Annotated in this window: 14 protein-coding genes; 2 read left to right on the forward strand and 12 right to left on the reverse strand. The window is 61.5% G+C overall.

The features are described 5' to 3' along the window. Positions 1-38 precede the first annotated feature (38 nt). From PMX60_RS07595 to PMX60_RS07650, 12 genes are all read right to left on the reverse strand, one after another. Positions 39-1178, reverse strand: a complete 1140-nt coding sequence (locus PMX60_RS07595) for an aminotransferase class V-fold PLP-dependent enzyme (protein WP_271747433.1) — start codon at positions 1176-1178, stop codon at positions 39-41. Beyond that, positions 1175-1426 carry a putative Se/S carrier protein gene (locus PMX60_RS07600; protein WP_117746402.1) on the reverse strand — a complete coding sequence of 84 codons (252 nt, stop codon included), beginning with the start codon at positions 1424-1426 and terminating at the stop codon, positions 1175-1177. The genes PMX60_RS07595 and PMX60_RS07600 overlap by 4 nt, the downstream gene beginning before the upstream one ends. A gap of 19 nt (positions 1427-1445) precedes the next feature. Next, positions 1446-2072, reverse strand: a complete 627-nt coding sequence (gene yedF / locus PMX60_RS07605) for a sulfurtransferase-like selenium metabolism protein YedF (RefSeq protein WP_195361350.1) — start codon at positions 2070-2072, stop codon at positions 1446-1448. A gap of 61 nt (positions 2073-2133) precedes the next feature. Beyond that, positions 2134-3183 (reverse strand): selenide, water dikinase SelD, encoded by a 1050-nt coding sequence (gene selD / locus PMX60_RS07610; protein ID WP_271747434.1) that lies wholly within the window; start codon positions 3181-3183, stop codon positions 2134-2136. 70 nt (positions 3184-3253) lie between these two features. After that, positions 3254-4018 (reverse strand): acyl-CoA dehydratase activase, encoded by a 765-nt coding sequence (locus PMX60_RS07615; protein WP_271747435.1) that lies wholly within the window; start codon positions 4016-4018, stop codon positions 3254-3256. A gap of 50 nt (positions 4019-4068) precedes the next feature. Next, on the reverse strand, positions 4069-5232 hold the full coding sequence (locus PMX60_RS07620) for a double-cubane-cluster-containing anaerobic reductase (RefSeq protein ID WP_271747436.1): 1164 nt from the start codon (positions 5230-5232) through the stop codon (positions 4069-4071). A gap of 154 nt (positions 5233-5386) precedes the next feature. Then, positions 5387-6670 carry a double-cubane-cluster-containing anaerobic reductase gene (locus PMX60_RS07625; RefSeq protein WP_271747437.1) on the reverse strand — a complete coding sequence of 428 codons (1284 nt, stop codon included), beginning with the start codon at positions 6668-6670 and terminating at the stop codon, positions 5387-5389. A gap of 444 nt (positions 6671-7114) precedes the next feature. Then, a complete protein-coding gene (locus PMX60_RS07630; protein ID WP_271747438.1) occupies positions 7115-8185 on the reverse strand; it encodes a sulfate/molybdate ABC transporter ATP-binding protein in 1071 nt (356 codons plus the stop codon). Between the two features lie 3 nt (positions 8186-8188). Beyond that, positions 8189-9631: a molybdate ABC transporter permease subunit gene (gene modB, locus PMX60_RS07635; RefSeq protein ID WP_271747439.1), complete on the reverse strand. Its 1443-nt coding sequence runs from the start codon at positions 9629-9631 to the stop codon at positions 8189-8191. Positions 9632-9699: 68 nt separating this feature from the next. Continuing rightward, positions 9700-10572, reverse strand: a complete 873-nt coding sequence (gene modA, locus PMX60_RS07640; RefSeq protein ID WP_225093454.1) for a molybdate ABC transporter substrate-binding protein — start codon at positions 10570-10572, stop codon at positions 9700-9702. 203 nt (positions 10573-10775) lie between these two features. Then, on the reverse strand, positions 10776-11255 hold the full coding sequence (locus tag PMX60_RS07645; RefSeq protein ID WP_225093453.1) for a MogA/MoaB family molybdenum cofactor biosynthesis protein: 480 nt from the start codon (positions 11253-11255) through the stop codon (positions 10776-10778). A gap of 10 nt (positions 11256-11265) precedes the next feature. Next, positions 11266-12528, reverse strand: a complete 1263-nt coding sequence (locus tag PMX60_RS07650; RefSeq protein ID WP_271747440.1) for a molybdopterin molybdotransferase MoeA — start codon at positions 12526-12528, stop codon at positions 11266-11268. Positions 12529-12738: 210 nt separating this feature from the next. Between PMX60_RS07650 and PMX60_RS07655 the strand changes: the two genes are divergently transcribed. Further along, on the forward strand, positions 12739-14160 hold the full coding sequence (locus PMX60_RS07655; protein ID WP_271747441.1) for a chloride channel protein: 1422 nt from the start codon (positions 12739-12741) through the stop codon (positions 14158-14160). Positions 14161-14247: 87 nt separating this feature from the next. Further along, positions 14248-15210: a diacylglycerol/lipid kinase family protein gene (locus PMX60_RS07660; protein WP_271747442.1), complete on the forward strand. Its 963-nt coding sequence runs from the start codon at positions 14248-14250 to the stop codon at positions 15208-15210. Positions 15211-15261: the final 51 nt, after the last annotated feature.

Consider the following 15261-nt stretch of genomic DNA (forward strand, 5'->3'; position numbering starts at 1 on the left):
GGACGGGCAAAAACACCCGTCCCGCAAGTATATACGCTCTAGCAGGCTAAATCGCGCAAAGCGTCAATCGCGGTGTCGACTTCCTCGTCCGTGTTGAAATACCCAAACGAGAAGCGAACGACACCCTGGCGTTCGGTCCCGAGCGCGCGGTGCATGAGCGGAGCGCAATGGGCACCGGGGCGCGTGGCAATCCCCCACCCTTGCATGAGCGCGTCCGAGATCTCGGCCGAATCGATATCGCCCACGTTGAGTGAGACGATCGCCGAGCGCATCGGCTGGTCAAACGCACCGTAGAGCTTAATCCCCGGAATCTTGCGCACCCCGGCAAGGAAGCGATCAGCGAGCGCACGCTCGTGGGCAGCAATCGCCTCGACCCCACCCTGGGCCTCGATAAAGTCGAGGCCGGCAGAAAGGCCCGCGATGCCGTGACCGTTGAGCGTGCCCGCCTCCAGGCGCGTAGGCCACTCAAGCGGCTGCAGTGGGTCGAAGCTGTGCACGCCCGTGCCGCCCATGGCCCACGGAGACACGTCAATGCCCTCTGCCACGGCCAGACCGCCGGTGCCTTGGGGTCCCATGAGCCCCTTGTGGCCGGTAAAGCACACGACGTCGAGCCCCATGGCTTGCATATCGATATGCGCCGTGCCGGCAGACTGCGAGGCATCGACGATCACGAGTGCACCGGCCGCATGGGCCATGGCGGCTACGCGTGCAATGTCGACCGCGTTGCCGGTCACATTGGAGGCGTGCGTCACCACCACGGCACGCGTACCGGGTGTGACCAGCCGTTCGAGCTCGTCGTAGTCGAGCGCGCCGTTCGCGTCGCAGCCCGCATGCTCAACGGTCACACCCCGCTCTACCGCCAAGCGGTTGAGCGGACGCAGCACGGAGTTGTGCTCGAGCACTGTTGTGACCACACGGTCGCCGGGGCGAACCACGCCATTGATGACGGTGTTGAGCGCCGCGGTTGAGTTGGGCGTAAAGCACACATGGTTCGCCCTCGGGCAACCCAAAAGGCGCGCGAGCTTGGCACGGCAAGCGTGAATCGTACGAGCGGCATCGAGGGCACCCGACGTGGCGCCGCGCCCGGCATTGCCGAGCGAGCACATCGCCTGCGTCACGGCATCAATGACCGTCTGCGGCTTGTGCATGGTCGTCGCCGCGTTATCCAGATAGATCATCGCACGACCTCCCACATATCAATCACGGTATAGCCCTCGGTAGGAACGCCCGCCGCGGTAAGCTCGCTGCGCAGCAGTTCCTCATCGGCAGGCAACGCCTTCCACGCCAGACCGCAGCCGGCAGCGACCTCCCCGGGCACGGGAATCGTGCGCCCGGGAAGTCCGCGCTCGATGCATAGGGTCTCGCACCCCATGGCGGCCGCCGTGGTGGGAAACGTGATGACAAGCGCCGGGCGCTTCTCCCTCATGGCAACTCCAACCAATACGCTACGGGCGCACGACGCGCACGGCCTGCTCCATCTTCTCTACAATTACGTACATGTTGGTGACCTCGCCCACCGCAAGCTGGTCTTTAATGCCATAGTGGTCGAGGCAGGTACCACAGGTAAGGATCTCGACACCCTGCTCGGCCAGACCCTTCAAGTCGTCGAGTACCGGTGAGCCCTCGACAGTGAGCTTGGCGCCGCCGTTGTAGAACAGCATGGTCGCGGGCAGCTCCTCCTGCTGCGTCACGGCGAAGATAAACGCCTTCATGAGCTTGTGGCCCAGCTCGTCGTCGCCGCGGCCCATGCAGTCGGTGTAGACGGAAATGACGAGTTTACCCTTGCCGGCGCTGGCGTCGCAGAAAGCGGCACCGTCCTGCTCGGGATCGGCCACGGCAACGGCGCCAGAGGCCGCCACGGTCACGTGCCACTCGGCGTCAGAAACCTTCTCGACCGAGGCCGTACAGCCCTTCTCCTGCGCCATCTTGGAGATGTTCTTGACGGCGGTCTCGTTGTCGACCGAGGTCACGACGGCACCCTCGCCTTCAAGCTGCTTCAGGGCTTTGAGCGTCTTGACGACGGGCAGCGGGCAGGCATCGCCCATGGCATTGACTTCAATTTTGGTAGACATAGCAAAGTCCTTTCGAAAGAACCGTTCTAGAGAACGGTAAACAGTTACATAAACGTGCGGGCTAGCGAACAACGCGAACGGCAGGACCGCCCGGCACCGGCTCGCACACGCGGCCGATTGTGGCGGCAACGCGCCCCTCGGCATCCAGGCGACGCGCAAGCTCATCCACATCGGCAGCAGATGCCGCGATAAGCAGGCCACCAGACGTCTGCGGATCGTACAGCGCGTCGAGCATGCCCGGCTCAAGGTCCTCGTCGGCAGCCACGCGCGGGCCAAAGAAGTCCTGGTTGCGGTAGGAGCCAGCGGGGATAATGCCCAGACGCGCCATGTCGAGCACCTGGTCAAAGAGCGACACCGCCCCCGACGCAAGCTCAATCTGCACGCCCGAGCCCTCGGCCATCTCGCACGCGTGCCCGATCAGGCCAAAGCCCGTGATGTCGGTGCAGCCGTGAAGCTCAAGTCCCTCGGCCAGACGAATCGGAGCCTCGTTGAGGGTGCGCATCGAGTCAAACATGGCTGCGGCCTCGTCCTGCTCGATGAGCTCGCCCTTAATGGCCGTGGTGATGATGCCCGAGCCGATCGCCTTGGTCAGCAGCAGAACATCGCCCACGCGTGCGCCGCTATTGGCGAGCATGTGGTCGAGCGCGACAAAACCGCTCACGGACAGACCGTATTTGGGCTCGTCGTCGTTGATGGTATGGCCGCCCGCGATAGAGCAACCGGCCTCGACGCACTTGTCGGCGCCACCCGCCAGAATCTGGCCGGCGACCTCAACGCCCAGGCAGCTCGGAATGCACAGCAGGTTCATGGCATGGCTCGGCCGCCCGCCCATGGCGTAGATGTCCGACAGCGAGTTGGCCGCAGCGATCTGGCCAAACAGATACGGGTCGTCGACCATCGGCGGGAAGAAGTCGATGGACTGAACGAGGCCTAAGTTATCGCCAACACGGAAGACACTCGCATCGTCGGAGGTATCGAACCCCACGAGCAGATTGTCGTTGGGCACATTTGGCAAGTCGCCCAGGACCTGGGCGAGGGCTCCAGGAGCCAACTTAGCGGCTCAACCGCTCGCGGCAGTCATAGACGTGAGCTTAATCTGATCGTCAGCCATCGATACCTCCTCTCATCGGTCAATCATTTTCTCCCAGTATACGCATGAATGCAGGCTCACGGCCGATGCATTAATTGAGCGCCTGTGCGCGAATCGCCGCGCCGATCGCTCCGGCAAAGCGAGCCTGGGGTGAGGTGGTCACCGGCGACCCCAGTAGCTCGCCCAACCGCTCCACCACGAAGGCGTTCTCGCACAGACCGCCGGTCAGATAGTACGGGGCGCCCGCGGCCTGCCCGGCCATGGTCGCCACACGCGACACGACGCTCTCGATCACGCCACGCGCAATGTTCTCGCGTGGCTCACCGCGACCGATCAGGCTGATAACCTCACTTTCGGCAAACACCGTGCACATGCTGCTGATCTTGGTGGGCTCGCCGGAACGCGCCAGGTCGGCCATCTGCTGCTGGGAAATGCCTAGGCGGTCGGCCATGATCTCCAAAAAGCGCCCCGTGCCGGCGGCGCACTTGTCGTTCATGGCAAACTTGGCCACGCGCCCGCCCTTGAGCTGGATCACCTTGGTGTCCTGTCCGCCCACGTCGATCACGGTACCGTGATCGCCAAACAGACGCACGGCACCGGTGCCGTGGCAGGTGATCTCGGTCACGACCTTGTGCGCATAGGGCACGGCAACACGACCGTAGCCGGTCGCGACCACACGCACATCGTCGGCCGCCACGTCATAGCCGGCTGAAGCGAGCTCGCCGCGCAAGCGCTCGGCCGCATCGACCGACGAATACCCCGTCGGCGTGACGCAGGTCCACGCAATGGCGCCGTCCGTCTCCACCACTGCAGCCTTCGCGGCCGTCGAGCCTATGTCGATACCAATGCCAACCACGACATCCTCCTTCTATGCGGCAAAGCAGCTATCCCTTTGCCGCATTTGTCCTACAGGGTTTCGATAAAGGCGGCGATGCGGGTCTCGATCTGGCCCATGTCGCCGTTGCTGTAGTCGGTCTCGATCTTCATATACGGAATACCCGCACCCTCGACGGCCTCCTGCATGCGTGCGCTCTCAACGTTAAAGGTGTGGCAGGCCTGCAGCACGCTCTCTACCACGCCATCGACATGGTACTTCTCGCACATGGCCAGCGTGTTTTCCAGACGACCGTCGTTGGGCGTCATGACCGAGCAGTTAATGTCCAGGTAGCGGTCGGCGATGGCGCGCAAGATGTCGGGAGCCTCCGGGTCGATCATCATGGCCGCCGTGCGCTCGCCCGAGCAGTCGTCCATGCACACGACCACACCACCGTTGGACTCGATGGTGCGACCGATCTTGTTGATCACGCCGCCCACCGGGCAGCCGGTGATCAGAATGCGCTTGGCATCCGCCGCAACCGGGCGCTCGCTCGCGTCGTAGGCCTCGCGCAGCTTGACAACCTTTTGCTCCAGCTGCTGCGTATAGGCCTCGATATCAAAGCTAAACGTACCGGCAAACATGGTGCTCATCAGGTCGACGCCGCTCATGGCCGCCGGCTGGTTGGCCTGCAGCGCAAACATCTCGAGCTGGGCCGCACGCAAGCGGTTGCGACGACGGACGGCAGCGCGCAGATCATCGTCGGTAATCGCGATGCCGTAGAAGTTCTCGAGCTCCTCCTTGAGCAGGCGGCACTCCTCGTACCAGCCCTCGCGCTCGTGGGCGCGATCGCGGCTCTGCGGCAGGTGCAGAATGTGCGTGCGCTTGAGCTCGTTGAGTAGCTCGTACATCTTCTTCTTGCCGTCGCAGGTGGTCTCGCCGATGATCATGTCGCTAAAGTACGTAAACGGGCACTTTTGCGAATAGGCAAAACCATACGTAGACTTGATGAGCGGGCACAGGTTTGCCGGCAGCACCTTCTCGGCCTCGGGAATCACCTCGTCGGACGTGCCGCACAGCGCCACGCTCGCAGCCCCCGCGGCATCGATAATCTCGAGCGGCGTGTAGCTGCACAGAAAACCGACCAGGCGATTACCCGCCTGCTTATAATCCTTGACGCGAATAAACGCCGCCTTGCGTTGCTCGTTGAACTCCTCAAACGTGGACGGCAACGGCTGCTCAATATTTTCCGACATATAACTCCTTAACAAACCTTTTAACCAACCAAGGAAACGGCTTTCCCAGGTGCCCGAGGTTGCCGTGAAAGAGGAGCGCCGCGTACTTTGGTATGCAAGCGATGGTTTGAACGGCAAGATCGGGTGCTTGGGGAAGCCGCTGGACCGGATAGCCCTAAATGGTTTCCAAGAAAGCCTCAATCCTGGTTTGCAGTTGGCCTGCATCCTCGCCGGCGTAGTCGGTCGTGATGTGCATAAACGGGATGCCGGCCTCTTCGGCGGCCTTCTCCACGGCAAACGACTCCATCTCGTAGAGCGTGCAGAACTGCAAGGCCACGTCGACGATGCCGTCGGCATGCAGGTCCTTGGCCATCTGGACAATGTCCTTCATACGCTGGTCGTTGGGCGTAAAGACGGCGCAGTTGATCTTAAAGTAGCGCTCGGCGATGGCGTCGAGCATCTCGTCGACCGTCTTACCGGACTCATCGACCAGGTCCTTGTAGTAGCGCGAGCCCGTGCAGGACTCCTCGCCTACCACAACGCCGCCGGCCTTCTCGATGAGGTTGAACAGCTTCCAGTTGGGCACGGCCATGGGCGTACCGGTGTACAGGATGCGCTTGGTCCCCTTGGGCGCCACGCCCTCGCCGGCCTCGACACGCTGCTCGCACTCAGCCGCCATATCGTTAATGGCTCCGGTCAGACGCGGCGTGTCATCCATAAAGGCGGCCTGCACGGTCAGCAGGCTATCGAGACCGCTGATGGGCGCTGGGTCGGCAGCGCGCGTGGCAGCGAGGCGCTGCAGGGCGCGACGCTTCTCATTGACGGCGTGGATGGCGGCCTTCAGACGCTCGGGCGTAATCTTGACGCCACACTCTTCCTCGATCTTGGCGGCGAGCTTCTTGACCTCGGCCTTCCAGGTCACGAGCGTCGACTCGTCGTGTACGTTGGGAATATCCATGACGTACATGTTCTTTTGCGTGGCAAAGAACTCGTAGGCTTTCTTCTTGCCATCGCAGGTGTTCTCGCCTACCACCAGGTCGCTCGACTCGATGTAGGGGCAAACCTCGCCCAGCTTAAAGCCGGCAAAGCTCTTGATGAGCGGGCAGGTGTTGCGCGGCAGATGCTCCTCGACCTTGTCGGTCGCCCAGTCGGCACCCGAGCACAGGCCAACGGGGATGCCATCGCAGGCAAGCACGATCTCCTCGGGCACGTACACACAGAACGAACCGACGATCTTGGTGGCCTCGCCGGCCTCCTTCTTGTCGAGCATCTCCTTAATACGGCCGCTGTGGATGTTGGTGGCGACAAAATCCAGGTAGGACGTGGACTTGGGACGATTGTTCTGCGTCAGGAACATATCGCCGTACATCTGGCCCACAGCGCCCAGCAGCATGTCGTGATCGGCAAGATTCATGCCGAGGCTCTCCCACATCGGATGGAAATCGAATTCTTCAGCCATGACGGTTCCCCTCTCGAACCAAATACGGATAACTACGGTATTGCTGCACGGTGGGCGGCGAAAACCCAGCCGTGCCTAAACCCGGAATTTTGGGGAACCTGCTTTGCAGCTGATTATTTAGTTGTGCGTCGTCTCTCCCGGAGCCGTGAACATACCTGCTCATATGCGGCTCCGAGCCATATACAGGGCGCGCGCCGCAACGCGACGTGAATTTGTCTTCTGCGGCATCAGCGCGTCCTCCTTTTCTCGTCGAAGGTAACTATATCAACGGTTGTCGTCCAGACGAACACCGCCGACATGCGTACGACAGCGTCGGGATGTGAGCATCTCACTGTCTGATAATTAATTATCAGACTGATAAGGTTTAGTCATGTAGAAATCGGCGAACGGCGAAGTGAAAACAAAGCGGTCGAGGACTACCTCCTCGACCGCATCGCCCCCGCATTATCGGCAAACGAGATGAATCCTGCTTGCATCAAAATGCATGCGCAGAGTCTCACCCGCCTGCGGCAGCTCTTCCACGGGTACACTCACCTTATTCACCTTCCACTGCAGACGCGTGGGCGCATCAGCACGCGGCACGTCCAGCAGCACCAGCCGCTCAAAGCGCGAATCGCTCACACGGGCCACGTGCAAATCGTAGCTGTTGCGACCGCGCTCCGCGCGATTGTCAACATGGAAGTAGCTCGCACGAATACCGAGGTACGTCACGTTATCGGGAACCTCATGGCCCACGTTAAAGGTCATGCCCCAGTCGAGGGCCTCAACTTCTTCGTCGCCGATCTTGCGCGCCCGGCTTGTGTTCTTGCAGCCCGTCAGGCGCAGTGCCGCCAGCGTCTGCGGACGGCGGACCACGTCCTCGATGGAGCCAATCTCCTCAACATGCCCGTCGTGCATCACGCAGATGCGCTGGCACAGGCGGCACGCTTCGTCGATGTCGTGGCTCACGTAGAGTACGGTACGGTTGCACACATCGAACAAGTCGAGCATGTTCTGCTCGAGGGCGCTCTTAAGATAGGAATCGAGTGCGCTCATGGGCTCGTCGAACATAAAGATGCCCGGATTCGCCGCCACCATGCGTGCAAGCGCCACACGTTGCTGCTGACCGCCCGAGAGTCGCGCGGGATAGCGGTCGGCAAAATCGGCTAGACCGAAAATGCTCAGATAACGCTCGGCGAGTTTTTTACGCGCGGCGGCGTCACCCGCGTCCTTTACACCGGCGCATACGTTATCGGCCACCGTCATGTTGGGAAACAACTGATAGTTTTGGAACAGCAGGGCGCATTTTCGCTCCTGGGGCGACAGGTTGATGCCCGCCGCCGAGTCAAAAAAGGTCACGCCGTTGACAACAATCTTTCCCTCGTCGGGCGTCTCCACACCGGCAATGCAGCGCAAGGTGCAGCTCTTGCCGCAACCTGAGGCACCGAGCAGCGCCACACGCTCCTCGCCGGCCCCAAGCTGCATGTCGAGCATAAACCCGGGGTATTTCTTTTTGATATCCAGAACGAGCGACATGGCCTATCGACCTCCCTGCGGCACCGTATCATCGCGCATGAGCTCGGCCAGCGCCTCGCGATCGATACGCAAGGCATCGCCGCCCGCCGGGTCGAGCGAATCGCCCTGTCCAGCGAGATCTTTGGCCCGTTTGCGCTCAGCACGGGAAAGGCCCCGCTCGCGATACTTTTGCGAATGCGCGGTGTACATGTTGATGAACAGGATGACCAGAAAGCTAAACACGATCACGACGGCGACCCAAAAGAAGGCCACCGACGTGTTGCCGCCCATCCATTCAAAGTAGATGGCGATGGGAATGGTCTGCGTAATACCGGCGTAGTTGCCCGCAAAGAACAGGGTGCAGCCAAACTCGCCCATCGCGCGGGCAAAGGCGAGCACCGTGCCGGCGGCAATCGAAGGCCAGCCGAGCGGCATCATGAGCTTGGTAAAGATGCGACGCTCGGACCAGCCCAGCGTGCGCGCCGCATCGAGCATCTGCGTGTCGAGACTCTCGAAGGCACCGAGCGCCGTACGGTAGACCAGGGGAAACGACACCACCACGGCAGAGATCACCGCCGCCGGCCACGTAAAGACGATCGAGACGCCGTGCGCGATAAGCCACTGTCCAACACTGGTCGAGCGACCAAACAGCATAAGCAACAAAAAGCCGCAGACCGTGGGCGGCAGCACCATAGGGATGGTAAAGACCGAGTCGAGCAGGCCCTTGATGCGGCTCGAGGTACCCATAGTCTTCCACGCGGCAAACAGGCCCAGCGCAAAGGAGATCAGCAGGGCAAGGCCGCTCGTTTTAATGGACACCCAAAATGGGCGATAGTCGATGTCGCCCAAAAAGGAGGCCAAAGAGGTCAAGGGCCCCTGCTCATCCCGCAACACGACGGACGATGCTTCTACCATTTGAGCGCTATCAAGCCAACGCGCGCCGCCCTTGGCATCACCCGAGGCTGATGCAATCACCACATAGCGGTCCCCATCCACACCGCGCTCGTCAAAGCTATAGGTATACCCGCCAGCATCAAACGTTGTTTCCGCCGTGACATACCAAGGAAGATCCACGTCCCCCAGCTGCGCACCTCCCATGCAGTTTGCGCTGTCGAGCTTGCAGACGAGGGCCTTGAGACCCGATACGCACTCGTTGTCCCGCAGATCCAATCCATACTTCTCGACCGCCTTGGGCGATATCCACACCACAACGCGATCGGCAGCAGGCGCCACTACAAGGTCCACGTCCTCGTCAACGGGAAACCTGTAGCCCTCAGGCTGGCCCTCCATGGCACGAGCGGTCCCCTTGGCCAGCCGCTCAAAACCCTCGATCCCGTAGGAAAGCCCATGAGCGGTCGCAGCAACCTGGGCCCCATCCTCAGCGCCCCCAGCAAACGCAAATCCCGGCACCCAGCAAAGCGCGAAGGTCAAAGCACAGGCGACAAGCATGCGGAATCTATTAAGCACGAAAAGCTCCAAGTGAATACAAGGACGGAGTGAAACACAAAACGATGGAATTATCGCGCCAGGCCGCACTACGCGGAAAGCTCAAAGCCGTACTTAGCCCAAATCTTCTGAGCCTTCTTGTTGGTCAGACAGAAGTCGATGAACGCCTTGGCTTCGTCGGCATGCTCGGAGCTCTCGGCGACAGCGCCCGGATACACGATGGGCTTGTGCGAGTCCTCGGGACACACGAAGGCCTCCTCGATGCCGTCGTAGCGGAAGATATCGGAGCTGTAGACAAATCCAGCCACGCAGTCGCCTGTGGACACATAGGCGGCGGCGGTACCAACTTTATCGGCCAGTGCGACCTTGTCGGCAATCTCGGGAGCATACTCACCGTCGTCGCCCTCGGTGCCGGTGTAGAGGCCCACGGAGGCCAGAGCCTGGTTGGCGTACTTTCCGGCGGGAACGGTCTTGGCGTCGCCGATGGCGATCTTGCCGTCCAGATTCGCGACGCCGGCGATGGCCTCGACCTTGGTATCGGAGCCCTCGGCGCGAATGATCACAAGGTCGTTGACGAACATGTCCTCACGCGTGTCGGCGTCGACGAGCTCGGCGGCCTCGGCGTCGTCCATGGTGCCCTTAGAAGCCGTGATGAGCACGTCGACGGCGGCACCGGCGCGCATCTGCTCGACAAGGTCGCCAGACGCCTTAAACTGCGTGTCGGCAAAGGTGGTGCCGGTCTGCTCGGTGTAGAGCTCCTGAACCTCGGGCAGGGCCTTCTCGAGCGAGTTGGCGGCAAAGACCTGCAGCTCGACAGCTTTCTTGGAAGATGCCTTAGCAGAACCGGCATCGGATCCGGCCGGCTCGGACGTCTTGCTGCCCGAACAGCCGGCAAGACCAAGGCCGGCAGCGGCGACAGCAGAAAGCGAAACGAATCCGCGGCGAGAAACCATATCGAACATGTTCAACCCTTTCGAACGCTATGCCCGGGTACCCCACCGCGGGCTTTAATCTGCAATCAGATTATACTTCTGCGCGAATAATGATAGTGAGAAATTATTCTCGTCAGAGAATATAGTTCCGAATTACTGTGCATCTCGGCGTCGCTTCGGCGGAAAACAAAGGCGGAGCAGCCGTTCAGGTCGCCCCGCCGCAGTTAAACCGCTTAGTTGGTATGTCCGCCGCCAGCTGTCATCTGAGCCGCATGCTCCAGCTGGTCTGCTATGGCCTCCCAGCTTTCGCGGGCGGCCTTCGTAGAACCGGGAAAGTTTACGACAAGTGTATGACCTCGTTGCATGCAAATAGCGCGCGAGAGCATGGCGCGGCGCGTCTTGGTCATCGAATACGCGCGGATTGCCTCTGCAATACCCGGCACATCGCGGTCGCAGACGGCACGCGTCGCCTCGGGCGTCACATCTCGCATCGAAAGCCCCGTGCCGCCGCAGGTGAGCACGACATTGGCGTGGCACTCATCGGCAGCTTCCACAATGGCATCACCGATCTCGCTGACGTCGTCGCGCACGACCACATGCGAGGCGACCGTCCAGCCCTGTGCCTCGATAAGTTCCTCGAGTGCAGCTCCGGCCTCATCCTGCAAAAGATCGCGTGTGTCCGAGCACGTCACGATCGAAATCTTCAACTCCATAGCGTTCCTCCTATAGCGCCGTTCCCTCGGGCAGGTCGACGCGAACAACGTCCACGGCATCTCCCGCCTTGAGCTCGCACGGTCCTTCGTCAATACGCAACAGGCAGTTCGCACGCTGCATAGTTCCAAGCAGCGCCGAATTCTGTGTCTTAGCCTCGGTCACCAACAACTCACCGGTCTCGGGGTCGCGCAAAACCGTGGCGCGATCGAAGAAGCGGCGATGCTGTCGCTTTTTCACGCCGTGCGCGAGCGTCGCCTGCTGCACGGGACGCGTACCCTCGGCAAAGCCGCGCATCTTGCGAATCGCCGGGCGGGCGAGCATCTCAAAGCCCACATACGCCGCGGCCGGATTGCCTGAAAGCCCCAGGTAGGGCTTACCCCCGAGCAAGCCAAACGTGATGGCCTTGCCCGGACGCATCGAGATGCGGTCAAACAGCACCTCGCCCTCGCGCCGGACGAGCGCCGTCACATAGTCGTAATCGCCCGCCGAGGCGCCACCGCTCGTAATGACAAAATCGCACTCTCGCGTGGCGCGATGTACCAGCTCGGCAATCGCTTGCTCATCATCGGGCGCGATGCCGTAGAACACGGGCTCGGCGCCGGCATCGAGTGCCTCGGCCATCAGCGCCGAGGAGTTGGAATCGCGAATCTGACCACGCGCCGGTACCTTACTCGGTGCGACCAGTTCCGTGCCCAGCGAGATGATGCCCACACGCGGGGCAGCGTGCACCTTCACGCTCGCGTATCCGGCGCTCGCCAGCAGACCCGCGCCCGCCGGAGCCACGACCTCGCCGGCGTGCATCACAACATCGCCGGCATGGGTCTCCTCGGCAGCAGAGCGAACGTTCTCCCCTACCTTGGCCGGCGCCGAAAAGCGAACGTGCGAGCCCTCGTTGCCGTCACCGTCGAGCACATCGACGATCTCGTACTTCACCACGGCATCGGCACCCTCGGGCACCGGCGCGCCTGTCATGATGCGGACCGCCTCGCCCGCACCGATTGCGCCCTCAAACACATGGCCCGCGGCCTCGTGTCCGATAACGTCGAGCGTCACCGGCGCCTCGCCAGATGTCTGCACCAAGTCCGCCGAGCGCACGGCATATCCGTCCATAGCGCTGTTGGCAAACGGCGAGATATCGATATCGGCCACCGCGTCCTCGGCCAAGGGAAAACCAGCCGCCTGCCACACGGGAATCTCGACGAGATCGGTCGGAGCAACGTGCGACAGGACAATCGACTGTGCGTCCTCCAGTGGAATGAGTTTCTCTGCCATATGCACCTCTTAATGCCACGGCGCACAACAGGGGCGCCAATTCTTTATGCTTGTCTCAGTATAATCCCCCAACGCACGACCGCGACTCGGCCTGTACCCGCAAATACACCTGTCGGTTGCAGGCCGCGAAACAGAATGGAAACCAACCCACCGGCTCGTCGCGTTTACCGCGTTTTATAATGCTTGCGTTGCAACCTAAAAGAGGAACGTATGGCTCATAACGACAAACCCGAAAGCGCAAACAAAGCGCAGGATCATTCCCAGCCGCTCGACGACGGCGGCTTTTTCTCCCTTAATGACGTCATCACGGCAGGCAGGCATCAACTTACCCGCTCCGAGCATCTCTTGGCTGCCGACACGCGCCGCAACGCCCGCAACCTACTTGCGAGCGCTAAGTTGCTCGTACTCGTCGTCATCGTCTCGCTCGCCATGGGCGTTGCCGCTTGGGCGTTTTTGGCCTCGCTGAATATCGCGACCGACTATCGCGAGCACCATGTGTGGGTCTACGCCTTGCTTCCCGTTGTGGGCGTTGCCACCGCATGGGTGTACAAAAACCACGGTCTTGCCGCCAAGCGTGGCAACAACCTGGTCATCGACTCCGCTCTGGGCACACGCCTCATCCATATGCGCATGGCCGTCCTCACCTTCGTCTGCTCCACGCTCACGCACCTAACGGGCGGATCGGCCGGTCGCGAGGGAGCCGCGGTGCAGATTGGCGGCACCATCGCCAGCAACATCTCGAGCCTCGCCCACCTCAAAAAGCATGACCACCACGACCTCATGCTCGCCGGCATCTCGTCGGCCTTTGGCGCCGTATTCGGCTCGCCCCTTGCCGGAGCTTTCTTTGGCATGGAGATGTGCTTTATCGGCAAGATCGACTACACGGCGGGCATCTACTGCCTGGTCGCCTCATTTACCGGCTACTTTACATCACTCGCCCTAGGTACCGAGTACGAGGCGAATGTTATCGCCAGCGTTCCCAACATGACACCACGGACGGTTGTCATCGTTGTTATCAGCGCCATTATCTTCGGTCTGACGGCACGCCTCTTTGCCTGGTCAGTTCGAACCGTCAAGAGCCTGTACGGTCGCTTTATCACCAATTATCTTATTCGCGCACTCATAGGTGCACTCGTGGTTTTGGCCGCCTATGCCCTCCTCGACGCCTGGGACTACGCCGGCCTTTCCACGTGGCTTTCCGGCGCCGGATTTGCCGGCAACACCACCCTGGCGGACGCAGTCATCAAGTTGGTCGTCACAGCGCTCACCCTGGGCGCCGGCTTCCAAGGCGGCGAGGTCACGCCCCTGTTTGGTATCGGTGCGGCGCTCGGCGGCTGGATCGGTTGCCTCGTCGGAATCGATCCCAGCTTTCTAGCAGCGCTGGGCATGCTCGGCGTGTTCTGCGCCGGCCTTAACGTGCCTATCACCACCTGTATGATGGCCATCGACCTGTTCCACGGCACGGCAGCCGGGTTCTTTGTCATCGTGGCCTTTATCAGCTACCTAACCGCCGGACACCGCGGCGTGTACCCCGCCCAGCGCATCATCTCGCCCAAGCGCCGTTCGCTTATTGTGGATGAGGGCGGTACGGTAGCGGATGCTATCGAGCGCCACAACGACCTGATAGAGTAGACGTAAGTATTCGACGTGCAGCCACAATCGGGGGCAATTCGACCTGAGCGCGACCGCACCGTCACGTCATACGCCGGGAGTCGCCCCATGCACGCAACTGATTTTGGCCTCACGCTCATCATCGCCAACCCAGCCGCCCAGTCGGGTGCGGCGCGCGAAGTTGCCGAGCGCCTGCAACGCTTTTTGGATATGACCGCGCGCGCATCCCAGTTTGACCTGGTGCTGACCGAGCGCATGGAACACGCCAAGGAGCTGGCCGCACAGGCTCAGGGCTATCGCACCGTTATCGCCCTTGGCGGCGACGGCGTGATTCACGAGGTCGTCAACGGGCTTATGACGCAAGAGGAGGACACCCGCCCCGCTCTTGCCATCCTACCCGTGGGCTCCGGCAACGATTTTGCCCAAACGCTCGGCATCGACGATTTCTCCGGTAAGGATTTTGGCGCGCTGCTCACCTGCGAGCTGCAGCGTCAGGACATCGGGCGCATTCGCTTATGGAACCCCACAAGCGGCAGCGGCGAGGCTACCGTTGAGTACTACGACCAGACGCTTTCGGTCGGCATCGATGCCGCCATCGGCCTTGGCACCACCGAGCTACGCAAAAAGACGAGCCTCACCGGCGCGCCGCTCTACACTCTTTCGGGACTTGAGCAGTTTGGCCTACGCTATCGCAATTACCCCATGACCATCAGCTTTGATGGCGCACCCGCCGAGCGCGTGCGGGCGATTATCATGGCCATCCAGCTGGGACCCACCTATGGCTCGGGCTATCGCATCTGCCCCGATGCCGACCCCTGCGACGGCATACTCGACGTCTGCTACGCCTGCGGCCCCGTCCCTCGCGCGGTTGCCCTGCCTATGTTTCTTTCGGCCAAGGACGGCCACCATACCAAGTTGCCGCCGGTTCGCATGCGCCGCTGCCACCATGTCGAGCTCACCTTTGAGGAGCCCAACTATCCCATCCAGGCCGACGGCGAGCCCATCGTCGCCTCGCGCATCGAGGTCGACATCCTTGCCGGCGCCCTCCACGTCTGGCACCCCACCCGCTAGCCCCACCTAAGTTGCGGTGAAATAGGGACTGTTTATGTAGCTAAAGCCGCA

Origin of the sequence: Collinsella aerofaciens (assembly GCF_028206995.1) — a bacterium.
Lineage (GTDB): Bacteria > Actinomycetota > Coriobacteriia > Coriobacteriales > Coriobacteriaceae > Collinsella > Collinsella aerofaciens_AQ.

Excerpts from the sequence above, each read along its gene's own strand:
- PMX60_RS07595 (WP_271747433.1), bottom strand. The coding sequence starts at position 1,178 with ATGATCTATCTGGATAACGCGGCGACGACCATGCACAAGCCGCAGACG.
- PMX60_RS07600 (WP_117746402.1), bottom strand. The coding sequence starts at position 1,426 with ATGAGGGAGAAGCGCCCGGCGCTTGTCATCACGTTTCCCACCACGGCG.
- yedF (WP_195361350.1), bottom strand. The coding sequence starts at position 2,072 with ATGTCTACCAAAATTGAAGTCAATGCCATGGGCGATGCCTGCCCGCTG.
- PMX60_RS07620 (WP_271747436.1), bottom strand. The coding sequence starts at position 5,232 with ATGTCGGAAAATATTGAGCAGCCGTTGCCGTCCACGTTTGAGGAGTTC.
- PMX60_RS07625 (WP_271747437.1), bottom strand. The coding sequence starts at position 6,670 with ATGGCTGAAGAATTCGATTTCCATCCGATGTGGGAGAGCCTCGGCATG.
- PMX60_RS07630 (WP_271747438.1), bottom strand. The coding sequence starts at position 8,185 with ATGTCGCTCGTTCTGGATATCAAAAAGAAATACCCCGGGTTTATGCTC.
- modA (WP_225093454.1), bottom strand. The coding sequence starts at position 10,572 with ATGTTCGATATGGTTTCTCGCCGCGGATTCGTTTCGCTTTCTGCTGTC.
- PMX60_RS07645 (WP_225093453.1), bottom strand. The coding sequence starts at position 11,255 with ATGGAGTTGAAGATTTCGATCGTGACGTGCTCGGACACACGCGATCTT.
- PMX60_RS07650 (WP_271747440.1), bottom strand. The coding sequence starts at position 12,528 with ATGGCAGAGAAACTCATTCCACTGGAGGACGCACAGTCGATTGTCCTG.
- PMX60_RS07655 (WP_271747441.1), top strand. The coding sequence starts at position 12,739 with ATGGCTCATAACGACAAACCCGAAAGCGCAAACAAAGCGCAGGATCAT.
- PMX60_RS07660 (WP_271747442.1), top strand. The coding sequence starts at position 14,248 with ATGCACGCAACTGATTTTGGCCTCACGCTCATCATCGCCAACCCAGCC.